Annotated in this window: 26 protein-coding genes; 12 read left to right on the top strand and 14 right to left on the bottom strand. The window is 55.5% G+C overall.

Annotated elements, in window-relative coordinates:
- Positions 1-98: 98 nt before the first annotated feature.
- The 4 genes from AC6I8F_RS08195 to AC6I8F_RS08180 form a co-directional block, all read right to left on the bottom strand.
- Positions 99-1,085, bottom strand: a complete 987-nt coding sequence (locus AC6I8F_RS08195; RefSeq protein ID WP_021509902.1) for a D-cysteine desulfhydrase — start codon at positions 1,083-1,085, stop codon at positions 99-101.
- Positions 1,086-1,216: 131 nt separating this feature from the next.
- On the bottom strand, positions 1,217-1,720 hold the full coding sequence (fliZ, locus tag AC6I8F_RS08190; RefSeq protein ID WP_031280184.1) for a flagella biosynthesis regulatory protein FliZ: 504 nt from the start codon (positions 1,718-1,720) through the stop codon (positions 1,217-1,219).
- A 49-nt stretch (positions 1,721-1,769) separates the two neighbouring features.
- Positions 1,770-2,492 (bottom strand): RNA polymerase sigma factor FliA, encoded by a 723-nt coding sequence (locus AC6I8F_RS08185; protein ID WP_021509900.1) that lies wholly within the window; start codon positions 2,490-2,492, stop codon positions 1,770-1,772.
- Positions 2,493-2,635: 143 nt separating this feature from the next.
- Entirely contained in the window at positions 2,636-3,604 is a 969-nt protein-coding gene (locus AC6I8F_RS08180) for an HNH endonuclease signature motif containing protein (RefSeq protein ID WP_159378080.1), read from the bottom strand.
- 320 nt (positions 3,605-3,924) lie between these two features.
- Between AC6I8F_RS08180 and rfbA the strand changes: the two genes are divergently transcribed.
- Genes rfbA through rfbD form a run of 3 tightly spaced genes read left to right on the top strand, consistent with a single transcriptional unit; the run spans position 3,925 to position 6,207 of the window.
- Positions 3,925-4,791, top strand: a complete 867-nt coding sequence (rfbA, locus tag AC6I8F_RS08175; protein WP_021509898.1) for a glucose-1-phosphate thymidylyltransferase RfbA — start codon at positions 3,925-3,927, stop codon at positions 4,789-4,791.
- A 1-nt stretch (position 4,792) separates the two neighbouring features.
- Positions 4,793-5,341, top strand: a complete 549-nt coding sequence (rfbC, locus tag AC6I8F_RS08170) for a dTDP-4-dehydrorhamnose 3,5-epimerase (protein WP_021509897.1) — start codon at positions 4,793-4,795, stop codon at positions 5,339-5,341.
- Positions 5,326-6,207, top strand: coding sequence for a dTDP-4-dehydrorhamnose reductase (gene rfbD, locus AC6I8F_RS08165; protein ID WP_498028712.1), 882 nt, complete (start codon positions 5,326-5,328; stop codon positions 6,205-6,207). Before rfbC ends, rfbD begins: the two co-directional genes overlap by 16 nt.
- 32 nt (positions 6,208-6,239) lie before the next feature.
- Here rfbD and AC6I8F_RS08160 read toward each other — a convergent pair whose 3' ends face one another.
- The 5 genes from AC6I8F_RS08160 to AC6I8F_RS08140 form a co-directional block, all read right to left on the bottom strand.
- The gene (locus AC6I8F_RS08160; RefSeq protein WP_498028711.1) at positions 6,240-7,391 is read right to left on the bottom strand and encodes a DegT/DnrJ/EryC1/StrS family aminotransferase; all 1,152 of its coding nucleotides are present in this window, start codon (positions 7,389-7,391) and stop codon (positions 6,240-6,242) included.
- A 184-nt stretch (positions 7,392-7,575) separates the two neighbouring features.
- Positions 7,576-11,088, bottom strand: a complete 3,513-nt coding sequence (locus tag AC6I8F_RS08155; protein WP_498028710.1) for a glycosyltransferase — start codon at positions 11,086-11,088, stop codon at positions 7,576-7,578.
- Between the two features lie 170 nt (positions 11,089-11,258).
- Entirely contained in the window at positions 11,259-12,191 is a 933-nt protein-coding gene (locus tag AC6I8F_RS08150; RefSeq protein WP_058757414.1) for a flagellin N-terminal helical domain-containing protein, read from the bottom strand.
- A gap of 240 nt (positions 12,192-12,431) precedes the next feature.
- Complete coding sequence (locus AC6I8F_RS08145) at positions 12,432-13,364, bottom strand: flagellin N-terminal helical domain-containing protein (RefSeq protein ID WP_058771165.1); 933 nt, start codon at positions 13,362-13,364, stop codon at positions 12,432-12,434.
- 199 nt (positions 13,365-13,563) lie between these two features.
- On the bottom strand, positions 13,564-14,496 hold the full coding sequence (locus AC6I8F_RS08140; RefSeq protein ID WP_058771164.1) for a flagellin N-terminal helical domain-containing protein: 933 nt from the start codon (positions 14,494-14,496) through the stop codon (positions 13,564-13,566).
- 235 nt (positions 14,497-14,731) lie between these two features.
- Between AC6I8F_RS08140 and fliD the strand changes: the two genes are divergently transcribed.
- The 4 genes from fliD (at position 14,732) to AC6I8F_RS08120 (ending at position 17,767) form a co-directional block, all read left to right on the top strand.
- Positions 14,732-16,138: a flagellar filament capping protein FliD gene (gene fliD, locus AC6I8F_RS08135; protein ID WP_021509890.1), complete on the top strand. Its 1,407-nt coding sequence runs from the start codon at positions 14,732-14,734 to the stop codon at positions 16,136-16,138.
- Between the two features lie 12 nt (positions 16,139-16,150).
- Entirely contained in the window at positions 16,151-16,552 is a 402-nt protein-coding gene (fliS, locus tag AC6I8F_RS08130; RefSeq protein ID WP_021509889.1) for a flagellar export chaperone FliS, read from the top strand.
- Between the two features lie 2 nt (positions 16,553-16,554).
- The gene (fliT, locus tag AC6I8F_RS08125; RefSeq protein ID WP_058771163.1) at positions 16,555-16,914 is read left to right on the top strand and encodes a flagella biosynthesis regulatory protein FliT; all 360 of its coding nucleotides are present in this window, start codon (positions 16,555-16,557) and stop codon (positions 16,912-16,914) included.
- A gap of 178 nt (positions 16,915-17,092) precedes the next feature.
- A complete protein-coding gene (locus AC6I8F_RS08120; RefSeq protein WP_058757411.1) occupies positions 17,093-17,767 on the top strand; it encodes a class I SAM-dependent methyltransferase in 675 nt (224 codons plus the stop codon).
- A gap of 69 nt (positions 17,768-17,836) precedes the next feature.
- Here AC6I8F_RS08120 and yedD read toward each other — a convergent pair whose 3' ends face one another.
- On the bottom strand, positions 17,837-18,298 hold the full coding sequence (gene yedD / locus AC6I8F_RS08115) for a lipoprotein YedD (RefSeq protein WP_058757410.1): 462 nt from the start codon (positions 18,296-18,298) through the stop codon (positions 17,837-17,839).
- Between the two features lie 207 nt (positions 18,299-18,505).
- Here yedD and AC6I8F_RS08110 point away from each other — a divergent pair, with 207 nt between their 5' ends.
- From AC6I8F_RS08110 to AC6I8F_RS08095, 4 genes are all read left to right on the top strand, one after another.
- The gene (locus AC6I8F_RS08110) at positions 18,506-20,050 is read left to right on the top strand and encodes a methyl-accepting chemotaxis protein (protein WP_058771162.1); all 1,545 of its coding nucleotides are present in this window, start codon (positions 18,506-18,508) and stop codon (positions 20,048-20,050) included.
- Positions 20,051-20,059: 9 nt separating this feature from the next.
- A complete protein-coding gene (locus AC6I8F_RS08105; RefSeq protein WP_394521638.1) occupies positions 20,060-21,352 on the top strand; it encodes an ABC transporter substrate-binding protein in 1,293 nt (430 codons plus the stop codon).
- Positions 21,353-21,425: 73 nt separating this feature from the next.
- Positions 21,426-21,749 (top strand): DUF6388 family protein, encoded by a 324-nt coding sequence (locus tag AC6I8F_RS08100; RefSeq protein ID WP_021509883.1) that lies wholly within the window; start codon positions 21,426-21,428, stop codon positions 21,747-21,749.
- Positions 21,750-22,086: 337 nt separating this feature from the next.
- Positions 22,087-22,326 carry a DinI-like family protein gene (locus tag AC6I8F_RS08095; RefSeq protein ID WP_021509882.1) on the top strand — a complete coding sequence of 80 codons (240 nt, stop codon included), beginning with the start codon at positions 22,087-22,089 and terminating at the stop codon, positions 22,324-22,326.
- 17 nt (positions 22,327-22,343) lie between these two features.
- On the opposite strand, the gene AC6I8F_RS08090 is transcribed toward AC6I8F_RS08095, so the two are convergent.
- Positions 22,344-22,610, bottom strand: coding sequence for a hypothetical protein (locus tag AC6I8F_RS08090; protein WP_021509881.1), 267 nt, complete (start codon positions 22,608-22,610; stop codon positions 22,344-22,346).
- A gap of 219 nt (positions 22,611-22,829) precedes the next feature.
- Here AC6I8F_RS08090 and AC6I8F_RS08085 point away from each other — a divergent pair, with 219 nt between their 5' ends.
- Positions 22,830-23,420 (top strand): acyltransferase, encoded by a 591-nt coding sequence (locus AC6I8F_RS08085; protein WP_262417926.1) that lies wholly within the window; start codon positions 22,830-22,832, stop codon positions 23,418-23,420.
- A 24-nt stretch (positions 23,421-23,444) separates the two neighbouring features.
- Here AC6I8F_RS08085 and AC6I8F_RS08080 read toward each other — a convergent pair whose 3' ends face one another.
- The 3 genes from AC6I8F_RS08080 to AC6I8F_RS08070 form a co-directional block, all read right to left on the bottom strand.
- Positions 23,445-23,972 carry a hypothetical protein gene (locus AC6I8F_RS08080; RefSeq protein ID WP_498028709.1) on the bottom strand — a complete coding sequence of 176 codons (528 nt, stop codon included), beginning with the start codon at positions 23,970-23,972 and terminating at the stop codon, positions 23,445-23,447.
- Positions 23,973-24,054: 82 nt separating this feature from the next.
- Positions 24,055-24,384 carry a hypothetical protein gene (locus AC6I8F_RS08075; protein ID WP_248295873.1) on the bottom strand — a complete coding sequence of 110 codons (330 nt, stop codon included), beginning with the start codon at positions 24,382-24,384 and terminating at the stop codon, positions 24,055-24,057.
- Positions 24,365-24,754 carry a hypothetical protein gene (locus AC6I8F_RS08070; RefSeq protein WP_031280179.1) on the bottom strand — a complete coding sequence of 130 codons (390 nt, stop codon included), beginning with the start codon at positions 24,752-24,754 and terminating at the stop codon, positions 24,365-24,367. The genes AC6I8F_RS08075 and AC6I8F_RS08070 overlap by 20 nt, the downstream gene beginning before the upstream one ends.
- Positions 24,755-24,866 lie beyond the last annotated feature (112 nt).

Raw genomic sequence — 24,866 nt, 5'->3', positions numbered from 1 at the left:
ATTTTGGGCGCGGCGCTTTATCTCGCAATAAAGGGTGCCGCTCCGGCATGTGCTCTTTGTAATAACCGCTGGATTATAAACCTTTTTTTGCTGCTGTCTCATACCGAAGGATGATAAGCAAATAACGCCGGTGCGCCGCCGGTATGCACAAACAGCAGCGGCCCTTCCCGGCGGAAACGGTTCTGGCTGATGCCATCGATCAGACCCGCCATCGCTTTGCCGGTGTAGACCGGGTCGAGCATAATGCCCTCCAGCCGCGCCAGCAGGCGCACCGCTTCCATGCCTTCGTCATTGGGTTCGCCGTAGCGCGGCGCAAAATAGTCATCCCACAGGGTTACCGGCGCACGCGCTTCCAGCTCCAGCTGCTGTGCCAGCGCGCTGCGAATGCGCTCCACCACCGGCAGCTGCGCCTCAACCTTGCGCGACACCGTTACGCCCACCAGCTCGCTATTCGGTAATAGCTGTTCCAGACCGACCGCCAGCCCGGCATGCGTCCCGGCACTGCCCGACGCCACCACCACCGCAGCGAAATCCACCACGCCTTCGCTTTGATGGGCGATCTCCTGCGCGCATTCGACGTAGCCGAGCGCGCCAAGCGCATTCGAGCCGCCCACCGGCACAATGTAAGGTCGGAAGCCCTGCGCTTCCAGCCGTTCCGCCTGCTCTGCCAGCTGCTGCGGTGGATTGTGCAGCGCATCAACCATCACGACCTCGACATCCATCAGGTCCAGCAGCAGGCGGTTGCCGTTGCTCAGGTAGTTGGCGGCGTCGGTGCCAATCGGGTTCTCCAGCAGCGCCACGCACTTCAGGCCCAGACGCGCCGCCACGGCTGCCGTCTGGCGCACGTGGTTGGACTGAATCGCGCCGGCGGTCAGCAGCACATCGGCGCCTTCCCGCAGCGCATCGGCAGCGAGAAACTCCAGTTTACGCAGCTTGTTACCGCCCAGCGCCACCGGCGTGACGTCATCACGTTTAATAAAGATATCGCGTCCGAGGTAATCAGACAGGCGTGGCAAATGCTCTAACGGCGTCGGTGCGCCAAGCAGTTCAAGACGGGGAAACTGGTGCAGAAGATGTAAGGACAATGCAGCCTCCATTCGGGCAATGTGCAGTTATCCCTACAGTGTTGCAGAAGATGAGAAAAGTCGCATCCGGAATTGATCGCGGCGCGCCCCGGTTGCTGGCATGCTCACCAGTAACCGGGGCTGAATCACCCTTAGCCGCGCTGCCAGCCTAAGAACTGGTCATATTTGCGCAGTGCAATACGGTAGTTATTGTTGCCCGCATCGGGCAGATCGTTTTGCAGACACTCATGCCAGCTGTTGCCCCGTAACCTTTCTGCCGGGAAATTTTTCGCTTTCAGCATGTCATCAAGACGACGCAGACGCACCACATATTCACGAATGGTACTGTGACTCATCTCGGTCTGCTCAAACAGATATTGTTTGAACGCCATGATATCGAAGTAATTCGGATGGGTATTACAAAAAATATCGCTGCAGAAACGGCACAGCGCCGTCAGTTCCGGCTGGAGTTTCATCCATACCTGATCGTCAATCATCTGGTCCATGCGTGCGATGGCCTCTTTATTGATGATCTGGCCGCGGAACACTAACGCCATACGGTCTAAAACTTTGCCACAGTGTGAACAGTTGCTTTGGCTGTGTTTGTAGTCTTTAAGGTAGCGACTTAACGGTCTGGCTTTAACTTTGGCTCCCATTGCTGAGTCCCCGGTTTTTTTATTTTTGGTTCCCCAGGAACTGAGTCTGTTAGCGCGCTCCCGTCAAACGGGCCCGCAGGCGTTTGATCGCCTGACTGTGCAACTGGCTGACGCGGGATTCCCCCACTTCCAGCACCGCGCCAATCTCTTTCAGGTTCAGTTCTTCCTGGTAGTACAGTGTGAGCACCAATTTTTCGCGTTCAGGCAACGCCTCAATCGCTTCAATCACGCGTTCACGCAGGTTTCCTTCCATTAACTGATGCAACGGGTTGGCTTCCTCATGCCCCTCCGTGACCAGTTCCGCACTGTCGCCGTGTTCTTCCCGATACTCGTCGTACGAGAAAAGCTGGCTGTTATTGGTATCCAGCAGAATCTGCCGGTACTCTTCCAGCGAAACATTCAACCGCTCAGCCACTTCCTGCTCGGTAGCCGCGCGCCCCAACGCTTGCTCTACCTGATGCATAGCGCCGGCCACCTCGCGCGCATTACGACGTACGCTACGTGGTGCCCAGTCGCGGCTGCGCAGCTCATCCAGCATTGCGCCCCGGATACGCTGCACGGCGTAGGTGGTAAAGGCGGTGCCCTGCAGCGCGTCATAGCGCTCCACGGCATTCAGTAAGCCAATACCACCGGCCTGCAGCAGATCGTCAAGCTCAACGCTGGCTGGCAAACGCACCTGCAGGCGCAGCGCTTCATGCCGCACCAGAGGAACGTAGCGCTGCCAGAGCGAATGTTTATCCATCACGCCATCGGCGGTATAGAGATCGTTCACGTTGACTACCCTGCGTTAATAAAGTTATCGGCATGATTATCCAATTCTGTAGCGGTTTCGATTGGCAGAATAGGCAGGCAAAAGCGAGGTTATTTCAAATTTGTTATGGATGGCGGTGGATCGCACCGCCATTGTGCGCAGGTTCAGCGCAGATTACGCAGCCGCTGCCTTGTGCCAGGCGGGACGGCGTCCCACAGCGCACAGGTTTTGCCCTCAAGCGCCTGATAAAAAGGGCTAATGGACTCGTCGCATTCCAGCGCGGAATTAAACAGCACCTGACCGGTTTCTGCGTCAATGCTAATCATTTTATTGATAAACAGCCGCTGCAGGTCGCTGCGCAGGAACAGGCCGTTGTCGACGCTGTTATCCGCCAGAAAGCCCTCTTCATTCTCCTGGGTGTCGATATGGCAGGCTTCCACCCACGGCCAGCTGTGGCGCTCGGTTAAGCGCGTGCCGGTAATAATGCAGGCACCATAGCGCGCTTTCACCGCCGCGCTGAACTCCGCCTGGCTGGCGCGCTGGAACACTTTCGCCTTGACGCGCCGCCCCACTTCGGTACCCGGCATCACCGCGCTGGGCATTTTCTGCTGCGGCGTGCTGAGCACCACTAAAAACTGGATCTTGCGCGACAGCGGGAAACACGGGTGCGCCTGCGGATCAAACAGCTGCCAGTACTCTTCCTCTTCGGTCTGGCGCATCAGCACCAGCTTAAAGCCGCGGCTGTTGAGCAGGTTTTGCGCCTCCGCCGAGCGGGGATCGAGCATCGCGTAGACCCGGGTTTCGCCGATCACTTTCCAGCGTCCGCTTTTACGCGCTTCATCGTTACGACGAAAATAGAGAAACGCCTGCTGATTTTTAAGGTAATGCTCGAAGCGGCGCAGGTAGTTTTTGCGCTCGTTATCGTCGGAAACAAACAGCAGATCCTCCAGCGGACTGTTCAGCTCCTCCTGCGCAAACAGCGCGCGGATCACCAGATTGCGGTAGCTGGTTGACGGGCTGAGCAACCCGCGGGCGGTGAGCTCCTTCTCCTCCGGATGCTGCTGCGCATAGCGCAGCGCGATCTCATCGAAGGTCAGTTGCTCACCCGGTAACAAGTCATAATTGAAGCGCATAGACACCCCAGAAACAGGAAAAATAGAGCGTAAAAATTGGAATGATTCTGAAGAGGGTTATCGGCAGTTCTGACCCAGTCTGTAACAGGATGGTTACTTTTTTGAGGTTATGATGCGCAAGGGGAAATCGTCTGCCGCGCAAGAGCCCAATTTGATTTAGCTCAGCAGGAATGCCCACGCGCTGCTTTTCTCTCCTTCCGCTTATCCCCGGCAATGCCCGCTTTTTTATCGGTTATTCGCGCCATCAATTATTCCTGCGCGCTCGTATGCTCACAGCATGACTCTGTGGAGAGCAGAGACGCGTAATAAGGAAGGCAATGATGAAAGGTATAGTGCTGGCGGGCGGGACAGGTTCCCGCCTGCATCCTGTAACCTGCGGCGTATCGAAGCAGTTGTTACCGGTTTATGACAAACCGATGATTTACTATCCACTTTCGGTGCTGATGCTGGCAGGCATTCGTGACATCCTGGTGATTACTACCGCTGAAGATCTGGCGGGATTCCAGCGTTTGCTGGGCGACGGCAGCCATTTCGGCGTCAATCTGCAGTTCGCGGTGCAGCCATCGCCCGATGGCCTGGCGCAGGCGTTTATCATCGGTGAGTCTTTTATTGCCGGTGAGCGCTGCGCATTAGTGCTGGGCGATAACATTTTCTTTGGGCAAAGCTTTGGTAAAAAGCTCGAAGACGTGGTCGCGCGACCGCAGGGTGCTACGGTATTTGGCTATCAGGTGATGGACCCCGAGCGCTTCGGCGTGGTGGAGTTTGATAAGCAATTCCGCGCGCTGTCCATTGAAGAAAAACCGCCACAGCCAAAATCGAACTATGCCGTCACCGGCCTCTATTTTTACGATAAAAACGTCTGCGCCATGGCGCGGGAAGTTCGCCCTTCTCCCCGCGGCGAGCTGGAAATTACCACCCTCAATCAGATGTATCTCGACGATGGGTTGCTCAACGTCGAAGTGCTGGGACGTGGCTTTGCCTGGCTCGACACCGGTACCCACGAGAGCTTACTCGAAGCGTCACACTTCATTCATACCATTGAAAAGCGCCAGGGCTTCAAAATTGCCTGTCTGGAAGAGATCGCCTGGCGCAAGCGCTGGATCGGCAGCGAGTCGCTGCTGCAGCGCGCCGCCTATCTCGGCAAAACGCAGTATGGTCACTATCTGAAGATGCTGGTGGAGGAGTGAGATGGAGGTCATCACCACGAAAATTGCTGATGTAAAAATTATCCAGCCTAAAGTGTTTGGCGATGCCCGCGGCTTCTTCCTCGAAACTTTTGAGAAGCGGCGTTATCAGCAACTGCTGGATATCGACCTGGATTTTGTGCAGGACAACTACTCCCGTTCGGCGCGTAACGTGCTGCGCGGGCTGCATTTTCAGAAAACCCAGCCGCAAGGCAAACTGGTGCGCGTGGTACGCGGCGCGGTATTTGACGTTGCCGTCGATATCCGTGCGGATTCGCCCACCTTTGGCCAATGGACCGGGCTGGAGCTGTCTGAAGAGAACAAAACCCAGCTGTGGATCCCGCCGGGTCTGGCACACGGTTTTGTGGTGCTCTCCGAGGTCGCCGACTTCGAATACAAATGTACTGATTACTACAACCCACAGGATGAAGCCTGCCTGATGTGGAATGACGCTGAAATTGCGGTGCAATGGCCGGTAGCGACGCCTCTGCTATCGGTAAAAGATCAACAAGGACTCTCCCTGCAGGAGTTAGTGCAATGCGCGTTTTGTTAACCGGTGCTTATGGCCAGCTTGGCCGTTGTTTACTGGATCGGGTGCCGGCAGAGTGGATCCTGCTGGCCTGTGGCTCTGCCGAGTTAGATATTACCGACCGCCCGGCGGTGGAACGGGTGGTGAAGAAATTCCGTCCCGATGTGATCATCAATGCCGCCGCATATACCGCGGTCGATAAGGCTGAAACCGACCGTATCCGCGCCATGAAGGTCAACGCCATCGGCCCGGAAAATCTCGCCATCGCCGCTCACCAGCAGGGCGCCCGCTTGATTCATCTCTCCACCGATTACGTGTTTGATGGCAGTAAAAAAACGCCTTATACCGAAAGCGATCTGCCCTGCCCGATTAATTTCTACGGCCTGAGCAAATGGGAGGGTGAGAAACGCGTATTCTCCGTGCTGCCGGACGCCGTAGTGATTCGCACCTCGTGGGTGTTCAGTGAGTACGGTGCAAACTTTGTCAAAACCATGCTACGGCTGGCAGAAACCCGCAGCGAAATTAGCGTGGTGAACGATCAGTTCGGCTGCCCGACCTATGCCGGCGATCTGGCACAGGCGATTATCACCCTGGCATCCCGCGCAGAAGCCGCCGGCGTTTATCACTACTGTGGCGATGTGGCGGTCAGCTGGTGCGAATTCGCCCAGGCGATTTTTGTGGCCGCGCAGCGGGATGTGCTGGTGAAAGGGATTGGCAGTGCGCAATATCCGATGGCAGCGGCAAGGCCGGTCAACAGCGTAATGAATACCGCGCGGATAGCGGCGCTGGGGGTTGAGGCATCGGACTGGCAAAACCGCGTGCAATCCGCCTGCTTAGCCGGTGATTCAGCCATCGTTCAGCCCGTTCCTGACATCACCGCCCTGCAATAAATATAAAACAAGGCGTCTCAGACGCCTTGTTATTATCCCACCAGAGGTAACGCGCGGCTTGTTAGCTTTTGCTCAGCCAGGCGGTGAATGATTTGCACAATATTGTCAACTTCGGCCAATGCTAAGCCAGGATAGACCGGCAAACATAACACGCGCTGAGACATTTGTTGTGCAATCGGTAAGGCCGCTTCATCAGCGCTAGGTAATCCACGATACATTGGGAAACTGGTGATCAGCGGATAGAAATAACGGCGGGCAATAATGTTGTGCTCACGCAGATGGGCATAAAGCTCATCACGACTCAGCGGATAATCTTCCGTTACCATCACCGGCAGATAAGAGTAATTCCATTCAACATCAGCCGGAATATGCGGCAGCGCAATGCCATCGATTTCCGCGAGCAAATCATAATAGTGCGCCTGAATACGCGCCCGCTCCGCTAAGGCCTGGTCGATGTGCTTTAACTGCAGCAGGCCAAAGGCCGATTGCACCTCGTTCATCTTGCCGTTAATGCCGGTCGCCACAATGGTGGTTTCATCTGCAAAGCCAAAATTCTTCAGGTAATCGATGCGCTTTTTGGTTTTAGCATCCGGGCAAATAATTGCGCCACCTTCAATGGTATTGAAAACCTTCGTTGCGTGAAAACTTAAAATCGACAAGTCACCATAATTCAATATGCTGTTGCCGTTTTTACGGACGCCAAAGGCGTGAGCCGCATCGTAAATGACTTTCAGCCCGTACAGGTCAGCGATGCGCTGAATATTCTCCACGTCGCACGGATTGCCGTAGCAGTGCACCGGCATAATGGCTGTGGTTTGCGGTGTAATGGCCTGCTCTATTTTGGAGGCATCGATATTACAGCTTATTGGGTCGATATCGACAAACACCGGGGTTAACCCATTCCACAACAGAGAATGCGAGGTGGCGACAAAAGAATAAGGTGTGGTGATGACTTCACCGGTAATACGCAACGCCTGCAGCGCCGTCAGCAACGCCAGCGTGCCGTTGGTAAATAAGCAGAGATGCTCAACACCTAAATAGCGTGCCAGCTCCTGTTCAAGTTGCTGATGGAAGGGCCCGCCGTTGGTCAGGACTTTATTCTGCCAGATCTGTTCAAGGTAAGGCATGAACTCTTCCAGCGGTGGCATAAGCGGGCTGGTTACATACACAGGTTTATTATTCATAATCGTTCACCTCAGCAGAGTGCCTTTTCACACCAACTCACCTTTGAAGGTTGATAGCCGGGTCATTCCCTGCAGAACAGGTATTCGCCTCAGCCAGCGATGAGGCGGTGAATGACCGCAGAGTGTGGTGTTATCCAGATAGATTGAAACTGCATTGACCCGCTGCGGTGCAGCAGGTCAAAAATTAACGCTTCAGCGTCCAGGCTTGTGACCAGCTTTGCAGGTTCTCGCCTTCCAGCATCCAGTCCTGGCGAATTTCCTGCTGCAGCCTGGCGCCCATTTGGGCACTCGCTGCGGGGTCCAGCAGATGCATATTGATGGCGTCCACCCAGTCTTTATGACGGTTCTTCACGCGCGTGACGGTTAAATCCCCGCGATAACACGCCACATCACTGCAAATCACCGGAATGCCGCAGGCACCATATTCCATCAGGCGCAGATTACTTTTACAGGTGTTGAAAAAGTTATCTTCGACAGGCGCTAACGCGAGGTCGAGATTAAGCGAAGCCAGTTTGGCCGGATAACGCTCAATTTCTACGCCGTGGTGATATTCATGAATAAAAGGCCGCAGCTTTGGCGGGCACATGCCAAAAAACACCCATTCCACGTCATTAGCAAAATGGCGCACCACATCGACAATCATTTCCAGATCGCCGGTATGACTGGAGCCCCCGGCCCAGCCAACGCGTGGTTTTTTCCCCTGATTGCGCAGCGACTGCAGCTTGCCCCACCAGTCATGCGAAAGACGGTTTTTACGCACCACAATATCGTGGTGCATATCCGCGAACGCTTCGGCTAAAGGTTCGGTGGATACGACAAAGCGATCCATATAACTCAGGCTGCGCCGCATCAGTTTTTTAACATCGTTGCCAAACTGTGAGCGATGATGGTTTTTGAGCGGAATATTGGGCAGGTAGTCGTCGAGCTCATAAATTTTGAACGCCTGCGTATGCTTACTGACTTTCTCCAGCCATTCATGGAACTCCGCGTCAATCCGGCGCTGGAAAATCAGGCTATCAGGCGCGAAGCGATTGAGCTCGGCAACATTTATCAGCGTGGAGGAGAGTTTGCCATCCACCAGGCCGGCATCGCGCATCGCCTCATAGGGCTTGATGATGCGATAGTAACCACAACCGGCAAAATCAGCCATGAAAGGCATCACCACCGGCAAAGGCCGCCACGAAAGCGGACGCCATGTCAGTTCGCTGTCGGAGGACACGCTAAAGTTGATGTTGTTGAGCGTCAGGTTGGGGTTATACGCCGGATCCTGGGTCACGATGGCCTGCCATTTCTGCAGCTGACGATCTTCCTCCTGGCTTCGACTCTGCGTGTCGATCGTCAGTTCAGGATTAACCTGCCGCAGCATACGCACGTACGGTGTCCAGACCGTCATCAACCCGGCTTCGCGCACGCGCAGGCAGAAGTCGACATCGTCGAAATGCTGCAGCGTCTCATCCAGACCCTCAACGGCGCGAAACACCTCGGTACGCACCATCATCAGATCGCCTGACACCGCGCTGTAGTTCTGGTCGGCTTGCAAACGCGCCATGTGTCCTGCGGTTTCATGGCTCTCACCATAGAACGGCTCACCTACCAGGCCGTTAATCCCCAGCACATAACCGGCGTGGCGTACCTGACCATTTGCGTAGATTTGCCGGGCGCCAACAATAGCGACTTCCGGACGTTGTGCATGGTTAAGCAGGTTTTCCAGCCAGCTGTTATCAAGCATGGCCAAATCGCTACTCAGCAGCAGCAGGTAATCGCCTCTGGCCACAGCGGCGGCGGCATTGACCATTCTGGCGCGATGAAAACCGCCCTCAATCTGCAATGTGCGAATGCGTGCCGGGTCGATCTCAGCGATACCGCGCAGCCATTCGTCCTGGGCGGCGCTTCCGCCCTGAGCAGAAACCAGGAGCAATTCATAATTCTGTGAGGCGGTTTTTTCCATCAGCGAGGTGACGCAACTCACCAGGTTCGGGAGGTGATTACTCACCAGAACGATGATGGAAACCGGGGCCGACTGCGGGTGACCATAATGCAGCTGATAAACATTATGTGGGCTCAGGCTGACATCGGCCTGTGCGTAGCCGCGGTGCTGCAGGTGGGTGCGGATGAGGGCGCGCTCTTCATCCACCGGCTGTCGTAATGAAGCGGTCTGCACTAACGGCTCAGCCAGATGCCCAATCACATTAAAAGGCTGGCTTTCGATGGTGCGCAGAATCATGTCCAGTTCAAAACAGCCCGGCCAGTGCGTGGCAAACCCACCAGTCTGTTGCAAAAATTCGCGGCGGAACAGCCAGTGGCAGGCCATTCTCGATGGATTACTGAGTAGCAGGTCAAGGTTAAAGTCAGGGCGGAAGGATGCGCCAACCGGACGGCCATTGACCGGATACACCTCATCGGCATAAATCAACTGGCAATGACCGACCTCCGGCAGCACCGTTCCCAGCGCCTGCAAACCTGAGGTATACAGCTGACTGCCGGCCCGTAATACTATCAGCCAGTCGAAATGCCCCTCTTCGGTCAGCGTGTTGAGCGCAGCGACTACCTGATTGTCGCGCACATCAATACGCTGCACAGAGGCCGGAATAAACGATTGATACGGTGCCGCCAGCACCACCGGCTGCAGGCTCAGGCCGGCCACAGCGATATCCAGACTGGCCTGTGTCAGCAGCCACTCGGTCTCAGTCGCGTCGCGCACATCAATCACGACGGCAATACGTGCGACCGGCTGACTGGCAAGATGCTGTGCAATCAGCTGTTGTTCGATGGGCCGCAGTGTGCGTTGACGGAACCACTCGGCAAAATGGCTCTCTACCCGCGCATTCTGCAGCGCCGTTGTCAGGTCAAACGGCTGGAAGTCCTGCTGGCTGCGCAGCGTGGCGTGACGAATCCAGCCCTGCGGCAGCTGCTCATCATACCAGCCCAGTTTTTTGATCTCTTCCGGAAAGCGCTGGTGAGACTGACTGGCTATATTGCCATCGAGGCGCGCTTCCTGACTGGTTTGCTCACGCGAGATACGAATCTGCGCCAGCACCTGCGGTAAATAGACCAGATGACCTTGACGTAACAAGCGCAGGTAAATCACCAGATCGGCAATGAACGGTAGCCCTTCATCGATCAACGCATGCAGTTCGCGCGGCTCCTCCACCAGCTTGTGCAGCGCCGCGCTGCGCACTAATACGGCACTGGGTTCACCGATAAAGTTGTTCAGGAAATCAGCCTGCCAGCGGGCCATATCCTGACCATGAAAAATCGTGTCTTCTAATACCGGCGATACGCTGTAAATCTCGTCTGCCATCAGCTTACCGACAGAATCAATGCGATTACGTCTGGCTGTCGCCATCACCGCTTGCGGTATCTGCGACAGCGCCGCGACTAATTGCGAGACGGCCTGCGGCAGAAGTACATCATCATCATAAAGGAATTTTACGTATTCGCCTTTGGCGCGACGTATTGCCTGACTGAGGTTGGCGATTTCGCCTAATGCGGGATGATGATGCTGGTAATAGATGGGAAATTTACTGTTTACCTGATACGCACTGACAATATCCTCGATTTTTGCATCAGGACAATCATCGCCAATGATGATTTCACAATGAGGGTAATCCTGTGCTAATGCACTTTTCAGCGCCAGTTCAAACCAGGTGGCTTTATAAGCAGGGATGATTATGCTTACCAGTGCGTTCGCGTTCATTGTCGGTTGTATCCTCAGCCTCGGCGATAACTCACGTCTGTGTGACGTCTCTTTCAGCTCAGAATACGCGGCGCGCCCGGAAACAATCGCGCCATTATCCAGTAAAAAAGCGGTTAATCCCGCCCATAAAAAAGGCCCCCAGTTGGGGGCCTGATCTGCGTATGAAAGAATTAACGCAGCAGAGACAGCATGGTCTGAGGCACCTGGTTGGCCTGCGCCAGCACCGAAGAACCCGCCTGCTGCAGGATCTGCGCGCGCGACATGTTCGACACTTCTGTCGCGTAGTCAGAATCCTGAATACGGCTGCGCGCAGCTGACAGGTTGTTCACGGTGTTGTTCAGGTTGGTGATGGTTGACTCAAAGCGGTTCTGTGAGGCACCCAGCAGGCTGCGCTGTGAGTCAACAGATTTGATGGCCGCATCGATGTCTGCCAGTGGCGTGGTGCCGGACGCTGCGCCAGACGCGCCGCCGGTGACTGCGCCTTTCAGCACGTCAAAACCAACGGCTTCAGTAGAGCGCGCGGTACCGTTAACGGTATCGCCTGAGGTCATCGCTCGGGTGTTCAGCGCGGTGCCGCTGGTACCGGCTTTCGCCAGGTTATAACCATCGCTGGAGCTGATGGTGATGGCGATGGTTTCGCCATCTTTTGAACCCACCTGGAAGCTGTAGTCGGTAGAGCCGGAACCGGTGTTCAGCACTTTGATGCCGTTGAAGTCGGTCTGCGACGTTACGCGGTTGATCTCTTCCATACGCTGGTTAACTTCAGCCTGGATGGAGTCGATGTCTGAAGCCGAGTTGGAGCTGTTCTGCGCCTGCACGGTCAGGTCACGCACACGCTGCAGGTTGTTGTTGATCTCGGACAGCGCGCCTTCAGCGGTCTGAGCCAGTGAGATACCGTCGTTGGCGTTACGGGCAGCAACGGTCAGGCCGTTGATGTTAGAGGTGAAGCGGTTAGCAATCGCCTGACCTGCAGCGTCATCTTTTGCGCTGTTAATACGCAGACCAGAAGAGAGACGCTCAATAGCGGTACCCAGAGAAGCCTGAGATTTTGACAGGTTGTTCTGAGTCGTCAGCGACAATGTGTTGGTATTAATCACTGCCATAGCAAGTTTCCTTTATTAAGAGAGATAATTCAGCCCTTCAGGCCTGCGGTTCAACACCGTATTAAAGTTATCGACAGGCTGCGCAAAAACTTCACTCTTTTTAATAGTGATTTTGTCGTCTTTGCAGACAAAAAATAGATGTTAATAATCAGAAAATTAGCAACGCAGCTGTGGCTACCCTCTTCCGGAAATAAAAAAAAACGGAGCCAGCTGGCTCCGTTGAAGTCTGCGCGTTTGCGATTAACGCAGCAGAGACAGCATGGTCTGTGGCACCTGGTTGGCCTGCGCCAGCACAGAAGAACCTGCCTGCTGCAGGATCTGCGCGCGCGACATGTTCGATACTTCTGTCGCGTAGTCAGAGTCCTGAATACGGCTGCGCGCCGATGACAGGTTGTTAACGGTGTTGTTCAGGTTGGTGATGGTGGACTCAAAGCGGTTCTGAGACGCACCCAGCAGGCTGCGCTGTGAATCGACGGCTTTGATAGCGGAGTCGATGTCTGCCAGAGGCGTACTACCGGTAGCTGCACCAGACGCGCCGCCGGTGACTGCGCCTTTCAGCACGTCAAAACCAACGGCTTCAGTAGAGCGCGCGGTACCGTTAACGGTATCGCCTGAGGTCATCGCACGGGTGTTCAGATCCGTACCGCTGGTGCCCGCTTTCGCCAGGTTGAATTTGTCGCTTGAGCTCAGGGTGATGGCGATGGTTTCGCCATCTTTCGCACCGATCTGGAAGCTGTAGTCGGTAGAGCCGGAACCGGTGTTCAGCACTTTGATGCCGTTGAAGTCGGTCTGCGACGTTACGCGGTTGATCTCTTCCATACGCTGGTTAACTTCAGCCTGGATGGAGTCGATGTCTGAAGCCGAGTTGGAGCTGTTCTGCGCCTGTACGGTCAGGTCACGTACACGCTGCAGGTTGTTGTTGATCTCGGACAGCGCGCCTTCAGCGGTCTGAGCCAGTGAGATACCGTCGTTGGCGTTACGGGCAGCAACGGTCAGGCCGTTGATGTTAGAGGTGAAGCGGTTAGCAATCGCCTGACCTGCAGCATCATCTTTGGCGCTGTTAATACGCAGACCAGAAGAGAGACGCTCAATAGCGGTACCCAGAGAAGCCTGTGACTTGGACAGGTTGTTCTGCGTGGTCAGCGACAAGGTGTTAGTGTTAATGACTGCCATGATGTTTATTCCTTAACTGATGATGAATTCAGGTCGAAAACCCGTGGCGTTCTCGCCGTCGCCAAAATTTATCGGCAGCCGCTGCGTAAGCTTTAATGATGATTTCATTAAAATTAAGCGGTAAGTAACGATCGAAGAAAATCTCAGCAGCAGAAATAAAAAAGGGCCCCATGCGGGGCCCGGTCTGTGCGCGAGAGAATTAACGCAGCAGAGACAGCATGGTCTGTGGCACCTGGTTGGCCTGTGCCAGCACCGAAGAACCTGCCTGCTGCAGGATCTGCGCGCGCGACATGTTCGACACTTCTGTCGCGTAGTCAGAATCCTGAATACGGCTGCGCGCAGCTGACAGGTTGTTCACGGTGTTGTTCAGGTTGGTGATGGTGGACTCAAAGCGGTTCTGTGAAGCACCCAGCAGGCTGCGCTGTGAGTCAACAGATTTGATGGCCGCATCGATGTCTGCCAGTGGCGTGGTACCAGAAGCTGCACCAGATGCACCACCGGTCACTTTACCTTTGAGTACGTCAAAGCCAACAGCTTCAGTTGAACGCGTGGTACCGTTAACGGTATCGCCGGAAGCCATTGCACGGGTGTTCAGATCCGTACCGCTGGTGCCGGCTTTCGCCAGGTTGTAACCATCGCTGGCGCTGATGGTGATAGCGATGGTTTCGCCGTCTTTTGAACCCACCTGGAAGCTGTAGTCGGTTGAGCCGGAACCGGTGTTCAGCACTTTGATGCCGTTGAAGTCGGTCTGCGACGTTACGCGGTTGATCTCTTCCATACGCTGGTTAACTTCAGCCTGGATGGAGTCGATGTCTGAAGCCGAGTTGGAGCTGTTCTGCGCCTGCACGGTCAGGTCACGCACACGCTGCAGGTTGTTGTTGATCTCGGACAGCGCGCCTTCAGCAGTCTGTGCCAGTGAGATACCGTCGTTGGCGTTACGGGCAGCAACGGTCAGGCCGTTGATGTTGGAGGTGAAGCGGTTAGCAATCGCCTGACCTGCAGCATCATCTTTGGCGCTGTTAATACGCAGACCAGAAGAGAGACGCTCAATAGCGGTACCCAGAGAAGCCTGTGACTTGGACAGGTTGTTTTGCGTGGTCAGCGACAATGTGTTGGTATTGATAACGGCCATGATAAATTCCTTGAGTCAATGAGTTGAGATTCTATCGGGCTTTTGGCCCGGGGCCATTCAGCTTGCTTTGGTTATCGTCGGTACCTGAGAAAACCTTAGCTATTTTTTTAAACCCCGAAAACAGGCCCTTATCCCTTCTTTATTTGCCTCATTGTTTTTTTATATTTTGTCTAATATTTTTCCGCTCACTGCCGATACCCTCCTCAGTGATTATCCACCTATAAAGGATTACAACATGGCAAGTGTAAGTAACCTCAATGCTGGTAATAGCCTGGGTTTGAGCGATCTGTATGACCAGCTTGAAACGGCAGAAAAAGCCAACCTGACGCCAATTACAAATCAGCAAACCTCTTATAAAGCCAAGCTGACAGCATGGGGCGTCGTGCAAACGGCACTGGCGAAAGTCCAGACAGCTGCCGCTGCGCTCAAAGACACGTCTGCAATTGCCTCAACAAAAGTCAGTAGCACCAATACCGCGTTCACCGCCACGCTGGCCAATGATGCGGCGGCCGGTAACTTTTCGGTTGAAGTCACCCAACTGGCTAAAGCGCAGTCGCTGCTGTCGAAAAGCGCGACCAGTAAAGATGGCGATTTAGGCGATTCCAGCCTCGCCTCGCGCACCATCACCATTACGCAACCGGGTCAGAAAGACCCAATGACCATCACGCTGAGCAAAGATCAAACCAGCCTGACGGACATTAAAGATGCGATTAACAAACAGCAGGGCAGCGTTACCGCCAGTATCATCAAATCCGATGACAATACCTATTATCTGGCCCTGACCTCGCGTGATACCGGCACTACCAATGAGATGACGGTTTCTACCGATGACAGCGCCCTGGCGCAGTATATTGGTTTTACCAAAGGTGGCAGCAGCAATGGTATGACGGAGCAGGTGGAAGCGGCCGATGCCAAACTGAGCATTAATGGCGTCGCCATCACCCGCAGCAGCAACACCATTACTGATGCGCCGGAAGGCGTCACGCTGAACCTGACCAAAACCAACACCGGCAGCCCGGAGACCTTATCCGTCACCAAGGATAATGCGCCGATGATCGCCGCGGTGCAGGCTTACGTTGACGCGTACAACTCGCTGCAGACCACCATCAGTAACCAGACCAAATACACCGCCGTGGATCAGGGCAGTACCTCGCAGGACTCCAGCAATGGCGATCTGTTAGGTGATGGCACGCTGCGTAACATTCAGACCAGCCTGCGCTCCAAGCTGTCCACCAGTGCCCAAAGCGGCGGCAGTATTTCCCTGCTGTCACAGATCGGCATTACCCAGGATGTGAATGGCAAGCTGACCGTCGACAGCACCAAACTGAACAAAGCGCTGGATGAAAAATCGGCGGATGTGGTCAGTTTCCTGTCCGGTGACGGCAAAACCACCGGCTTTGCGACGCAAACCAGTAACTATCTGGATCAGATTTTAGGCAGCAATGGCTCTGTACAGAACGCCACTGACGGCATCAATAAAACGCTGAAGAAACTGTCTGACGATTACGATCGGGTAAACGCACAGATTACCGCCACTATGGCGCGCTACAAGACCCAGTTCACGAACCTGAATACGCTGGTCTCATCCATGACCCAGACCCAGAACTATCTGACGCAGCAGTTCGCGAATATGAGCAGTTAACAGGAGTTAAATATGTACGCTAAATCGGGAACGCAGGCCTACGCACAGGTCGGTCTGGAAAGTGCCGTGTTAAGCGCCAGCCCACATCAGCTGGTGGTTTTATTGTTTGATGGCGCGCTGAGCGCCATGAAGAAAGCCACCATTCTGATGGATCAGGGCGACATTCCCGGTAAAGGCCAGGCGCTGTCGAAAGCCATTAATATCATTACTAATGGCTTACGCGCCGGGCTGAATCATGAAGCCGGTGGAGAGATTTCTGCCAATCTGGATAATCTTTACGAGTACATGACCCGCCGTCTGCTGGAAGCCAACCTGCATAACGATCCGGCAGCGATTGCAGAAGTCGAGCGCTTGCTGAGCAACATTGCCGACGCGTGGAAACAAATTGGTCCTCACGCCGTTCAGGAAGCGTAACCATGACTTCAGATAACGACCTGCTGCAGGGGTATCAGCGTTTGCTCAGCCTGAGTAATCAGATGTTGAAACAGGCGCGCCAGGGGCACTGGGATGATTTAGTGGCCAATGAGGCAGTTTACGTGAGCAGCGTTACGCTCGTAGCGCGCGACCGTGATACCTCCGCCCTGCCTGCTGCACTGCGTGTCCAGTTACGGCCCATGCTGAAGCAGGTGATGGACAATGAGCTTGAGATTAAGCAGTTGATGGCGACCCGCATGGAAGAACTGCGTTCGCTGGTCCAGCAAACCACCCAGCAACAGAAAGTCACCAACGCGTATGGTCGTTTTTCCAGTCAGGTGCTTTACCCCAGCGATTTATAATTCTCTCTGTCAGGGAGACGCTGTTCTCCCTGGATTCTTACCGCCCCCGCCATGCTAAGCGTTTAATTACCCCCTTAAACTGAGCCTTATTACCGCCTTGAATGATGGCAACTGTGGCACATTTAACGCAGACCTTTTCAGCCTTGCCGGCTGTATTCTCTCTTTATAAGGCAACGACATGCTCGATATCGCGGATTTAAAAGTTTTTTTTCAGGAGCCTGAAATACAGCAGCTCATCGATGACACCTGGGATAAGGTCGGTGATGCTCTGGCACAGGCGCAGGCAGAATTACCGGCAGAGCTGGCCATGGCGCGCCGTGAACTCTCTTTCCATAGCCATGTAAAATGCCTGGGTTATCTTTGCTGGTTACTCGAGCATAATAATGTGGCGGGTGACATCATTGAAATCGGCGTGTGGAAAGGGAAATCGACGGCTTTCATGAATGAAATTTGCCAGCATAAACGTCGCATTATCAGCATCGATCCCATGGAGCTGGCAAATCAGGAAAGTGAGCTGCGCTTTTATCACGAAAAGCTGTTTCCCCAGGTTAATCTCATCCGTGGCTACTCTGAATTAAGTATTGAGCGAGTGCAGGCCCTTAATCCGCGTACCGTATTACTGCATATTGACGGCGGACACGAAGGCCGCCATGTATTGCTCGATTTCCTGTTATATTCGCCCACCCTGGTGCAAGGCGGCTTTATCGTCTTTGACGATTATCGCGATCACCAGTATTCACCGCAGGTCGGTCCTGCTGTGGATTTATTACGCGCGGGTGGCTATTTTAATGGTTTCGATGTGATTGGCAGTTTGCCCGGCTTTGAAAACAGCTATTTATTGCAGAAGCGATAACCGTTCCAGCCTGATGAAATGTCCTCTCCCGCAGCCGGGAGAGGAAGAAAAGCCTTTTAGCTCTGTCCTTTATTTCTCTGCCGTGACCGGCCTGAGAATCTGCGGCTCAATATCCTGAATCACCGCATCGCCAGGGCGCTTTGCCACTTCGTCCAGCGCCTGCTGGCACTCGACGGTTGGGCGATCCACTTTACGCAGCGTCAGGCCATCGTAGTGCAGCTCACCGTTCTCCAGCGAGAGCGGCATCACACGCGCCTGACGGTTAACGTTAACCCAGTCATCATCCAGGCGCGTCAGCTTGCCCGGTTTGGCAATCACCCGCTGCCACTGGCGGCAGTCAAGGGTAGTGCCATCAGCGCTGACGATCAGGCTGGCCATAGCCTCGCTGCTGATCAGCTTGCTCTGCGGCCCCATTGTCTGCCAGTTACCCTGCAGCTCCAGCGGTGCCGGGGTTTTTACCGCTTCGTCATAACTGTTGATTTGCGCACAGCCGCTCAGCGCCAGCGCGGCCAGTACCATCCACTTTTTCATCTTCGGTCCCTACACTCGCATCAATGGCGGCTACGTTATAATGTTTTCCCGGCGTGACGCAAGGTATCTGCGGTGGAATCCCCCTTCTCTTTCTCCGGCGCCCTCAAGCTGTTCAACTCTTCGCCGATAACCTGATGTGAAGTCTAAAGCACCTGCACCCATAACAATATTGACGACTTACTCACCCTGGTTTCGGAGAACGCTGTTATGCGATTGACCCTTCGCGCACGTCTGGCTGCGATTGTCAGCCTGCTGTGCCTGTTACTGATTATTGCTGCCGTCTGGGGAATTATCGGCCTGCGCGCTGCCGATCAGCGCGCGCAAAATGCCTATCAGAACGAGCTGCTCCCGCTGCAATACTCTTCACGCCTGTACCGCATGGTGCAGGAGCAATCCGCTACCCTGTTCGATGCGCTGCGCTACTGGACCGACAGCAGTGAAGTAGAAAAACGCCTGGCGCGCATTGCGCAGTACGGTCAGCAAATCAACGCCGATCGCCATACCTGGCAGCAGCTGGCGTTTGATGCGCAGACCAAACCGCTGAGCCAGCGCTTCCTGACCCATCTCGACGGCTGGCAGGGTGCGCTGCATGAAGCCGGTGAGCTGCTGAAAGGCGGTAACCCGTCCGCCGCACTGGTGGTCATCGAAACCCGCCTGCGCAGCGGCAGCCAGTTGCTGCAGCAGGATATCGATCAGTTGGATGCGCTGATGCGGCAGCATGCGCAGACGGCCTGGCAACAGGGCAACCGCGACTACCTGCTGGCACGCAATAGCCTGATCGCCATCCTGCTGTTGGGTCTGAGTCTGGCGCTGGTCTCCGGCTGGCTGCTGATCCGCTCGATTAACCGTTCCATCGCCCAGGCGCGCGAGCTGGCGGATGCCATTGCCGGCGGCGAGCTCAATCACCGTATCGGTACGGTAACGCGCGATGAGATGGGTGAACTGATGCAGGCGCTGCTGCGCATGGATGTGCGGCTGGCGGAGATCGTGCGCGAGGTGGGCGAAAGTGCCCATGCACTGAGCGATGCGGCACGCCAGATGGCGGATGGCAACGACGATCTGTCGGAGCGCACCCATGCGCAGGCCAGCTCGCTGGAGCAGACTGCGGCCAGCATGGAGCAGATGACCGCCACGGTAAAACACAACGCGGACAACGCCGCGCAGGCCAACGAGCTGGCAAGCGATGTGCGCCATCAGGCCGAGCGCGGCAGCGGTGTACTGCGCGACGCGGTGAGTGCGATGGAGGAGATTGAATCCTCCAGCAAGCGCATCGCGGATATCAACCGCGTGATTGATGAAATCGCCTTCCAGACCAACCTGCTGGCGCTCAATGCGGCGGTAGAAGCGGCGCGCGCCGGGGAACAGGGACGCGGCTTCGCGGTGGTGGCGTCAGAGGTGCGACAGCTGGCGCAGCGTTCGGCCGGTGCCGCACAGGAGATCAAGGCGCTGATCGATGCCAGCGTAGGTAAAGTCGAAGCCGGCAGCGCGCTGGTGCAGCGCTCTGGCGAGATGCTCAACGACATCAACCACGGCGTGGCGCGCATGGTGGATATCGTCGGCGAGATCGCCGTGGCCAGCCGCCAGCAATCCAGTGGTATTGAGCAGGTGAACACCGCAGTAATCCAGATGGACGGCGCCACCCAGCAGAATGCATCGCTGGTGCAGCAGGCCAGCGCGGCCAGCCAGACGGTGAGCCAGCATGCCGGTTTGCTGGTGGAAAAAATGGCGTTCTTCCGCCTGCAGCAGCCATAAGGAGCCGCCATGAAGCGTACCATAATCGCGCTGCTGGCCGCGCTGCCGCTGCTCAGCCAGGCCGCCACCACGCTCAATATCGCCACCATTGCCAATGGTGACATGACTATCATGCAGCAGCTGTCGAGCCGTTACGAACAGCAGCATCCGGACGTGAAACTGCAGTGGCACGTGATGGATGATGGCGCCCTGCGCCAGGCGGTGCTGGCAGCCATGAACAGTGGTGACGCAAAATTTGATGTGATTACCGTGGGTACCTATGAAGCACCGCTGTGGGGTAAAAAAGGCTGGCTGGCGCCGCTCAACAACCTGCCGCCAGAGTATGACAGCGACGATCTGCTGACGCCGGTGCGCAAAGCACTGTCCTGGCAGCAAACGCTGTACGCGCTACCGTTTTACGGGGAAAGCAGCATGACCTATTACCGCAAAGATCTCTTTGCGGCGAAAGGGCTGACCATGCCGGACGATCCCGACTGGACCGACATCAAAAATTTTGCGGCGAAACTCACCGATCCTCAGCACGGTATCTATGGCCTGTGCCTGCGCGGCCAGCCCGGCTGGGGCGATAACGTGGCCCTGCTGACTACCATGGCCAACGCCTATGGCGCGCAGTGGTTTGACGATCGCTGGCAGCCGACGCTGAATTCGCCAGAGTGGCGTGAGGTATTGACCGATTATCTGGCGATGGTGAAACAGGACGGTCCTCCGGATACGGCCAGCAATAGCTTTGGCCAGATCCTGCGTCTTACCGCACAGGGAAAATGCGCGATGTGGATCGACAGTACCGTCGCCGCCGGGCTGCTGATTAACCCGCAGATCTCGCTGGTGGCGGACAAGCTGGCGTTTGCCCCGGCACCGGGCGGCATTACGCGCAACGGCTCGCACTGGCTGTGGTCGTGGGCGCTGGCGGTACCGGCTAACTCTCCGCAGCGCGCCGCCGCCGTCGACTTCATTAGCTGGGCGACCTCGCGGCAGTATATTCAGCAGGTTGCGGATACCGTCGGCTGGGGAGCGGTGCCACCCGGCAGCCGCAACTCCACCTACCAGCAGTCAAACTACCAGCGCCTGGCGCCTTACGCCGCTCAGGTGCGCAGCGCGATTGAATCCGCCACCGTCGATCAACCGACATTGAACACCGTACCTTACACCGGTGTGCAGTACGTCAGTATTGCTGGCTTTGATCAGATGGGTAACGCCGTCGGGCAGAATCTGGCGGCGCTGCTGCAGGGCAAGCTGACGGTGGACCAAACGCTGGAAAAAAATCAGCAGGACGTGACGCGCCTGCAAGCCGCGCAGCAGTAAACATTCGGGGTTCCTGACAAGTCGCCGTGTGCGGGTTACACTAACGCGCAATTTGACCGGCAGGAACCCCCGAATGAAAACCCCTGAAGAGTATTACGCCCTGGCCCGCAGCCTGTTTTTCACCGCCCACCCTGATTTTCAGTCAGCGCTGGATGAACTGAGTGAGAGTGATGCGCGCGCCGCCAATATGTCCCTGCGTGAACTGCGCGCGTGGCACGCCGAGCGCATCTATGCCGCGTTTCTGCGTCAGAAGAAGCTCGACGGCATGCTGTTCTCCATTCAGCTGGCGGAACCGGATAAAGCGGTTGCTGCGCAAGCGATTGAAACCTATCTGAAATCTCACGCGGAAGCGTTAGGTATGACGTGGGAAGAGTTCTGTATTAAGAACGAGTTATAAGCGATGCACTGATAAAAAGGCGATCGGAGAGAAATTTCCGGGGAAAAAGTTGTACAAGATTGGAAAAGTTGTATAACTTAATACTCACGACGACTGTCGTCGATTGTCCTTGAACGAAAGGTGCTATTGCACCGCCTCTGGAGGTGTTGCTGGATTTCCACCTCCAGAGGTTCGATTTTTTGCGTACGCCCTCTGCTTTTGCCCGCTTTGCTCCCCTGTCGTTGCAACTTTACTCCGCGCTGTTTCACCCGTATGAAAATAATTGCCGCCCTGCCGCTTGTCACTGGTTTTATTTACAGTAATATGACGCTCCCACTTTGATTACTGGAATGCCCTGATGTTTGTGGAGCTGATTTACGACAAGCGCAACGTAGCCGGATTACCGGGCGCGCGCGAAATGATTTTGCAGGAGCTGGAGAAGCGCGTGCAGCGCGTCTTTCCGGATCTGGAGGTGCGGGTTAAGCCGATGGAGCGTAACGCCATCGAAACCGATATGAGTAAAAACGACAAGGCGACGATTGCGCGTATTGTTGAAGAGATGTTCGATGAAGCCGAGATGTGGCTGGTGGCCGATTAGGCCACCAGCTGCCGCGCTTAGCTTTCCTGCTCGCTGTGATTGATGGCGATTTCCAGATCCTGAATCGCCTGATCGATATCATCCAGCAGCTGTCCCTGCTTGTTGATCAGCGCATCAAAACGCGTGGCGTACTCTTTATCCTTATACTCCCCGGCATCAAAGGCCAGCCAGTGGCTGGAAAGCGTCTCAGTGTTGGTCTGCGCATAGTGACGCATCTCTTTTAGCTGTGAGGTGACATCACGCAGGTAGTCAGTTTTGGTTTTGATTGCCTCTGTATCACTCATGCTATTTTCCTTTTTGCTGATAAAGCCAGTTAAAATAACGCCTGAGCAATTAAAGTTAGCAGATAATAGCGAAGCCGCCTGCAGAATTATCTTAACTTAGTCTCCATTCGTGGCTGATTGCGATGAATTGACGTCAGATTTAGCGCTTTTCTTCCGCTACAGACTGTTGCCTTCGCACCTATAATGGCACACCAGCCCCGATCATCCGGAGAATGCATTGTGTCGACTGAACCTTTCAATCCTGGTTATTACACCGAACATGAGCTGAACAGCTTCGGCTTCAAACACGTCGGCAGGCAGGTCATGGTGGCAAAAAACTGCACCATTATTGGCCTGCACAATATCACTCTTGGCGATCACGTGCGCATCGACGGATTCTCGACCCTCGTGGCTGCCGGCGATGGGTATCTGACGCTTGGCTCCTACATTCATATTGGCGGTTACTGCGCCGTACTGGCGGGTGCCGGTGTGGAAATGGAGGATTTCTCGGGGCTTTCGCAGGGCGTAAAAATTTACTCGAAAAGTGATGACTACAGTGGGGAATTCATGACCAATCCTACCGTGCCTGCCCACCTGACCGGCGTCACCTCGGGGAAAGTGGTGCTGGGCCGACATGTTATCGTCGGTTCGCAATCCATTATTATGCCAGGCCTTACGCTGGCAGAGGGAACCGCAGTAGGCGCCAATTCACTGATAACGCGCGATACCGAAGCGTGGTCGATCTACTTCGGCTCGCCCGCTAAAAAGATTAACAGCCGGCAGCGAAACCCGCTGGAACTGGAAAAGCAGATCACGCGACCAAACGGGTGATCAGGGCATCCCTGCCCGCCTGAATTACAGATACTTTTTCGCCAGCGCAATCAGTTCATCCTTCGCGGCGCTGCCCAGCTTCAGCACGCCCTGTTCAACGAAGCTGAAGGCCTGGACAAAGTCCTTCACCCCGGCGCTGATATCCTGCGCCACCGCATCGCTGGCGGCGGTCGCAGCAGCAGCCGGCGCGTCGGGGACAGCAACCGGTGCGGCGGCCTGCGCATTGCGCACGCCAGGCGTGGCTGCCGCCGAGGCGCCTGCGCTGGCCGAGCCGTTCGCCAGCGTATCCTGCGTTGCCAGCTGCTGATCGAGATCGACCGGAGCATCCGCATGAAACGGTTGCTCAGCGCTGGCGGGCGCTGCCGGTTGCGCAGCTGGCGTTGCGACTGCCGGCGTTGCGGCTGCCGGCGGCGTCGCTGGCTGGGCAACGCTGTCAGCTGCGCTGTCAGCGGCAGCCGGCGCGCTGGCCGTTTCGTTGGCAAAACTCTCCAGCGGTGACAATGCCTGTTGCGCCGCAGCGCTGGTTGGGTTGATGACAGTTTGATCGCTCATAATTTTCTCCTTATTGCTAAATAAAGACCGCAGTTGCTGCAAACGGACTGCGATCCGCTCGGTAATACGCATCAGGTCCTCCTTAGCGCCGCGGCTGTGGCGCGGTTTGCTGACCGGCCGGCGGCGTGGAGGGCGTTGAGGTGTGGCTGGTGCTGCGCGGCGGCTGGGCATCCAGCTTTTTCTGCAGCTCAACCAGCTGGCTGGTCAGTTCGGCGACCTTTGCTTCGCGTCGATCGGAGATCGCCCGGTACTGCTGGCGAATCTCCTCCACGCGCCGGTTGGCGTCGTTATTGACGTAAAGAAACAGAATGGTCATCGCCACACACAGCAGCGATAACAGCATCAGCAGGCCACCCAGCATCAAATGACGGCGGTGGCTTCGCACCAGCAGTTCACTGTTTATCTGCACCATCGCGGTTCTCCTCCAGAGTGGTGATCAATTGATTAATCTGGCTGCGAAACTTATCGCTGTGCTCGGCTTCGGTGGTCGCCAGCAGGATACCGAGTGCGTTCTTAATCAAACGCAGATCGGTCTCCAGCGATGAGATACGCCGCAGGTTTTTGTCGTGACGGATACGCAGTTCATCGTTTTCCTGGCGCATCAGCGCATGGCTCTCCTTGAGAAGCAGCACCTGCTCTTTGTAGCTGGTGATGATCTCGCCGCCCGCGCGATTGCTGGTGACGATAGACGCGATCCCCGCCATCAGGGGTTTCCAGAACACCGCTGCCGCGCCACCGCCAAGCAGCAGTGCGCCTACGCTGGTGACCAAACTACTCTCCATGCCCTACCTCTCTCACCTGGCGAGGGTTAGCCGGACACCCCGCTGACCTCCCTCGCCAGTATCACGGCCAGCGGCATATTTAAGTTTACTTTAAATAAAGATTTTAAGTATA

This window comes from gamma proteobacterium symbiont of Axiagastus rosmarus, assembly GCF_059730925.1.
The sequence above is the reverse complement of the archived record's forward strand: the minus strand, read 5'-3'. Positions and strand labels throughout refer to the sequence as shown.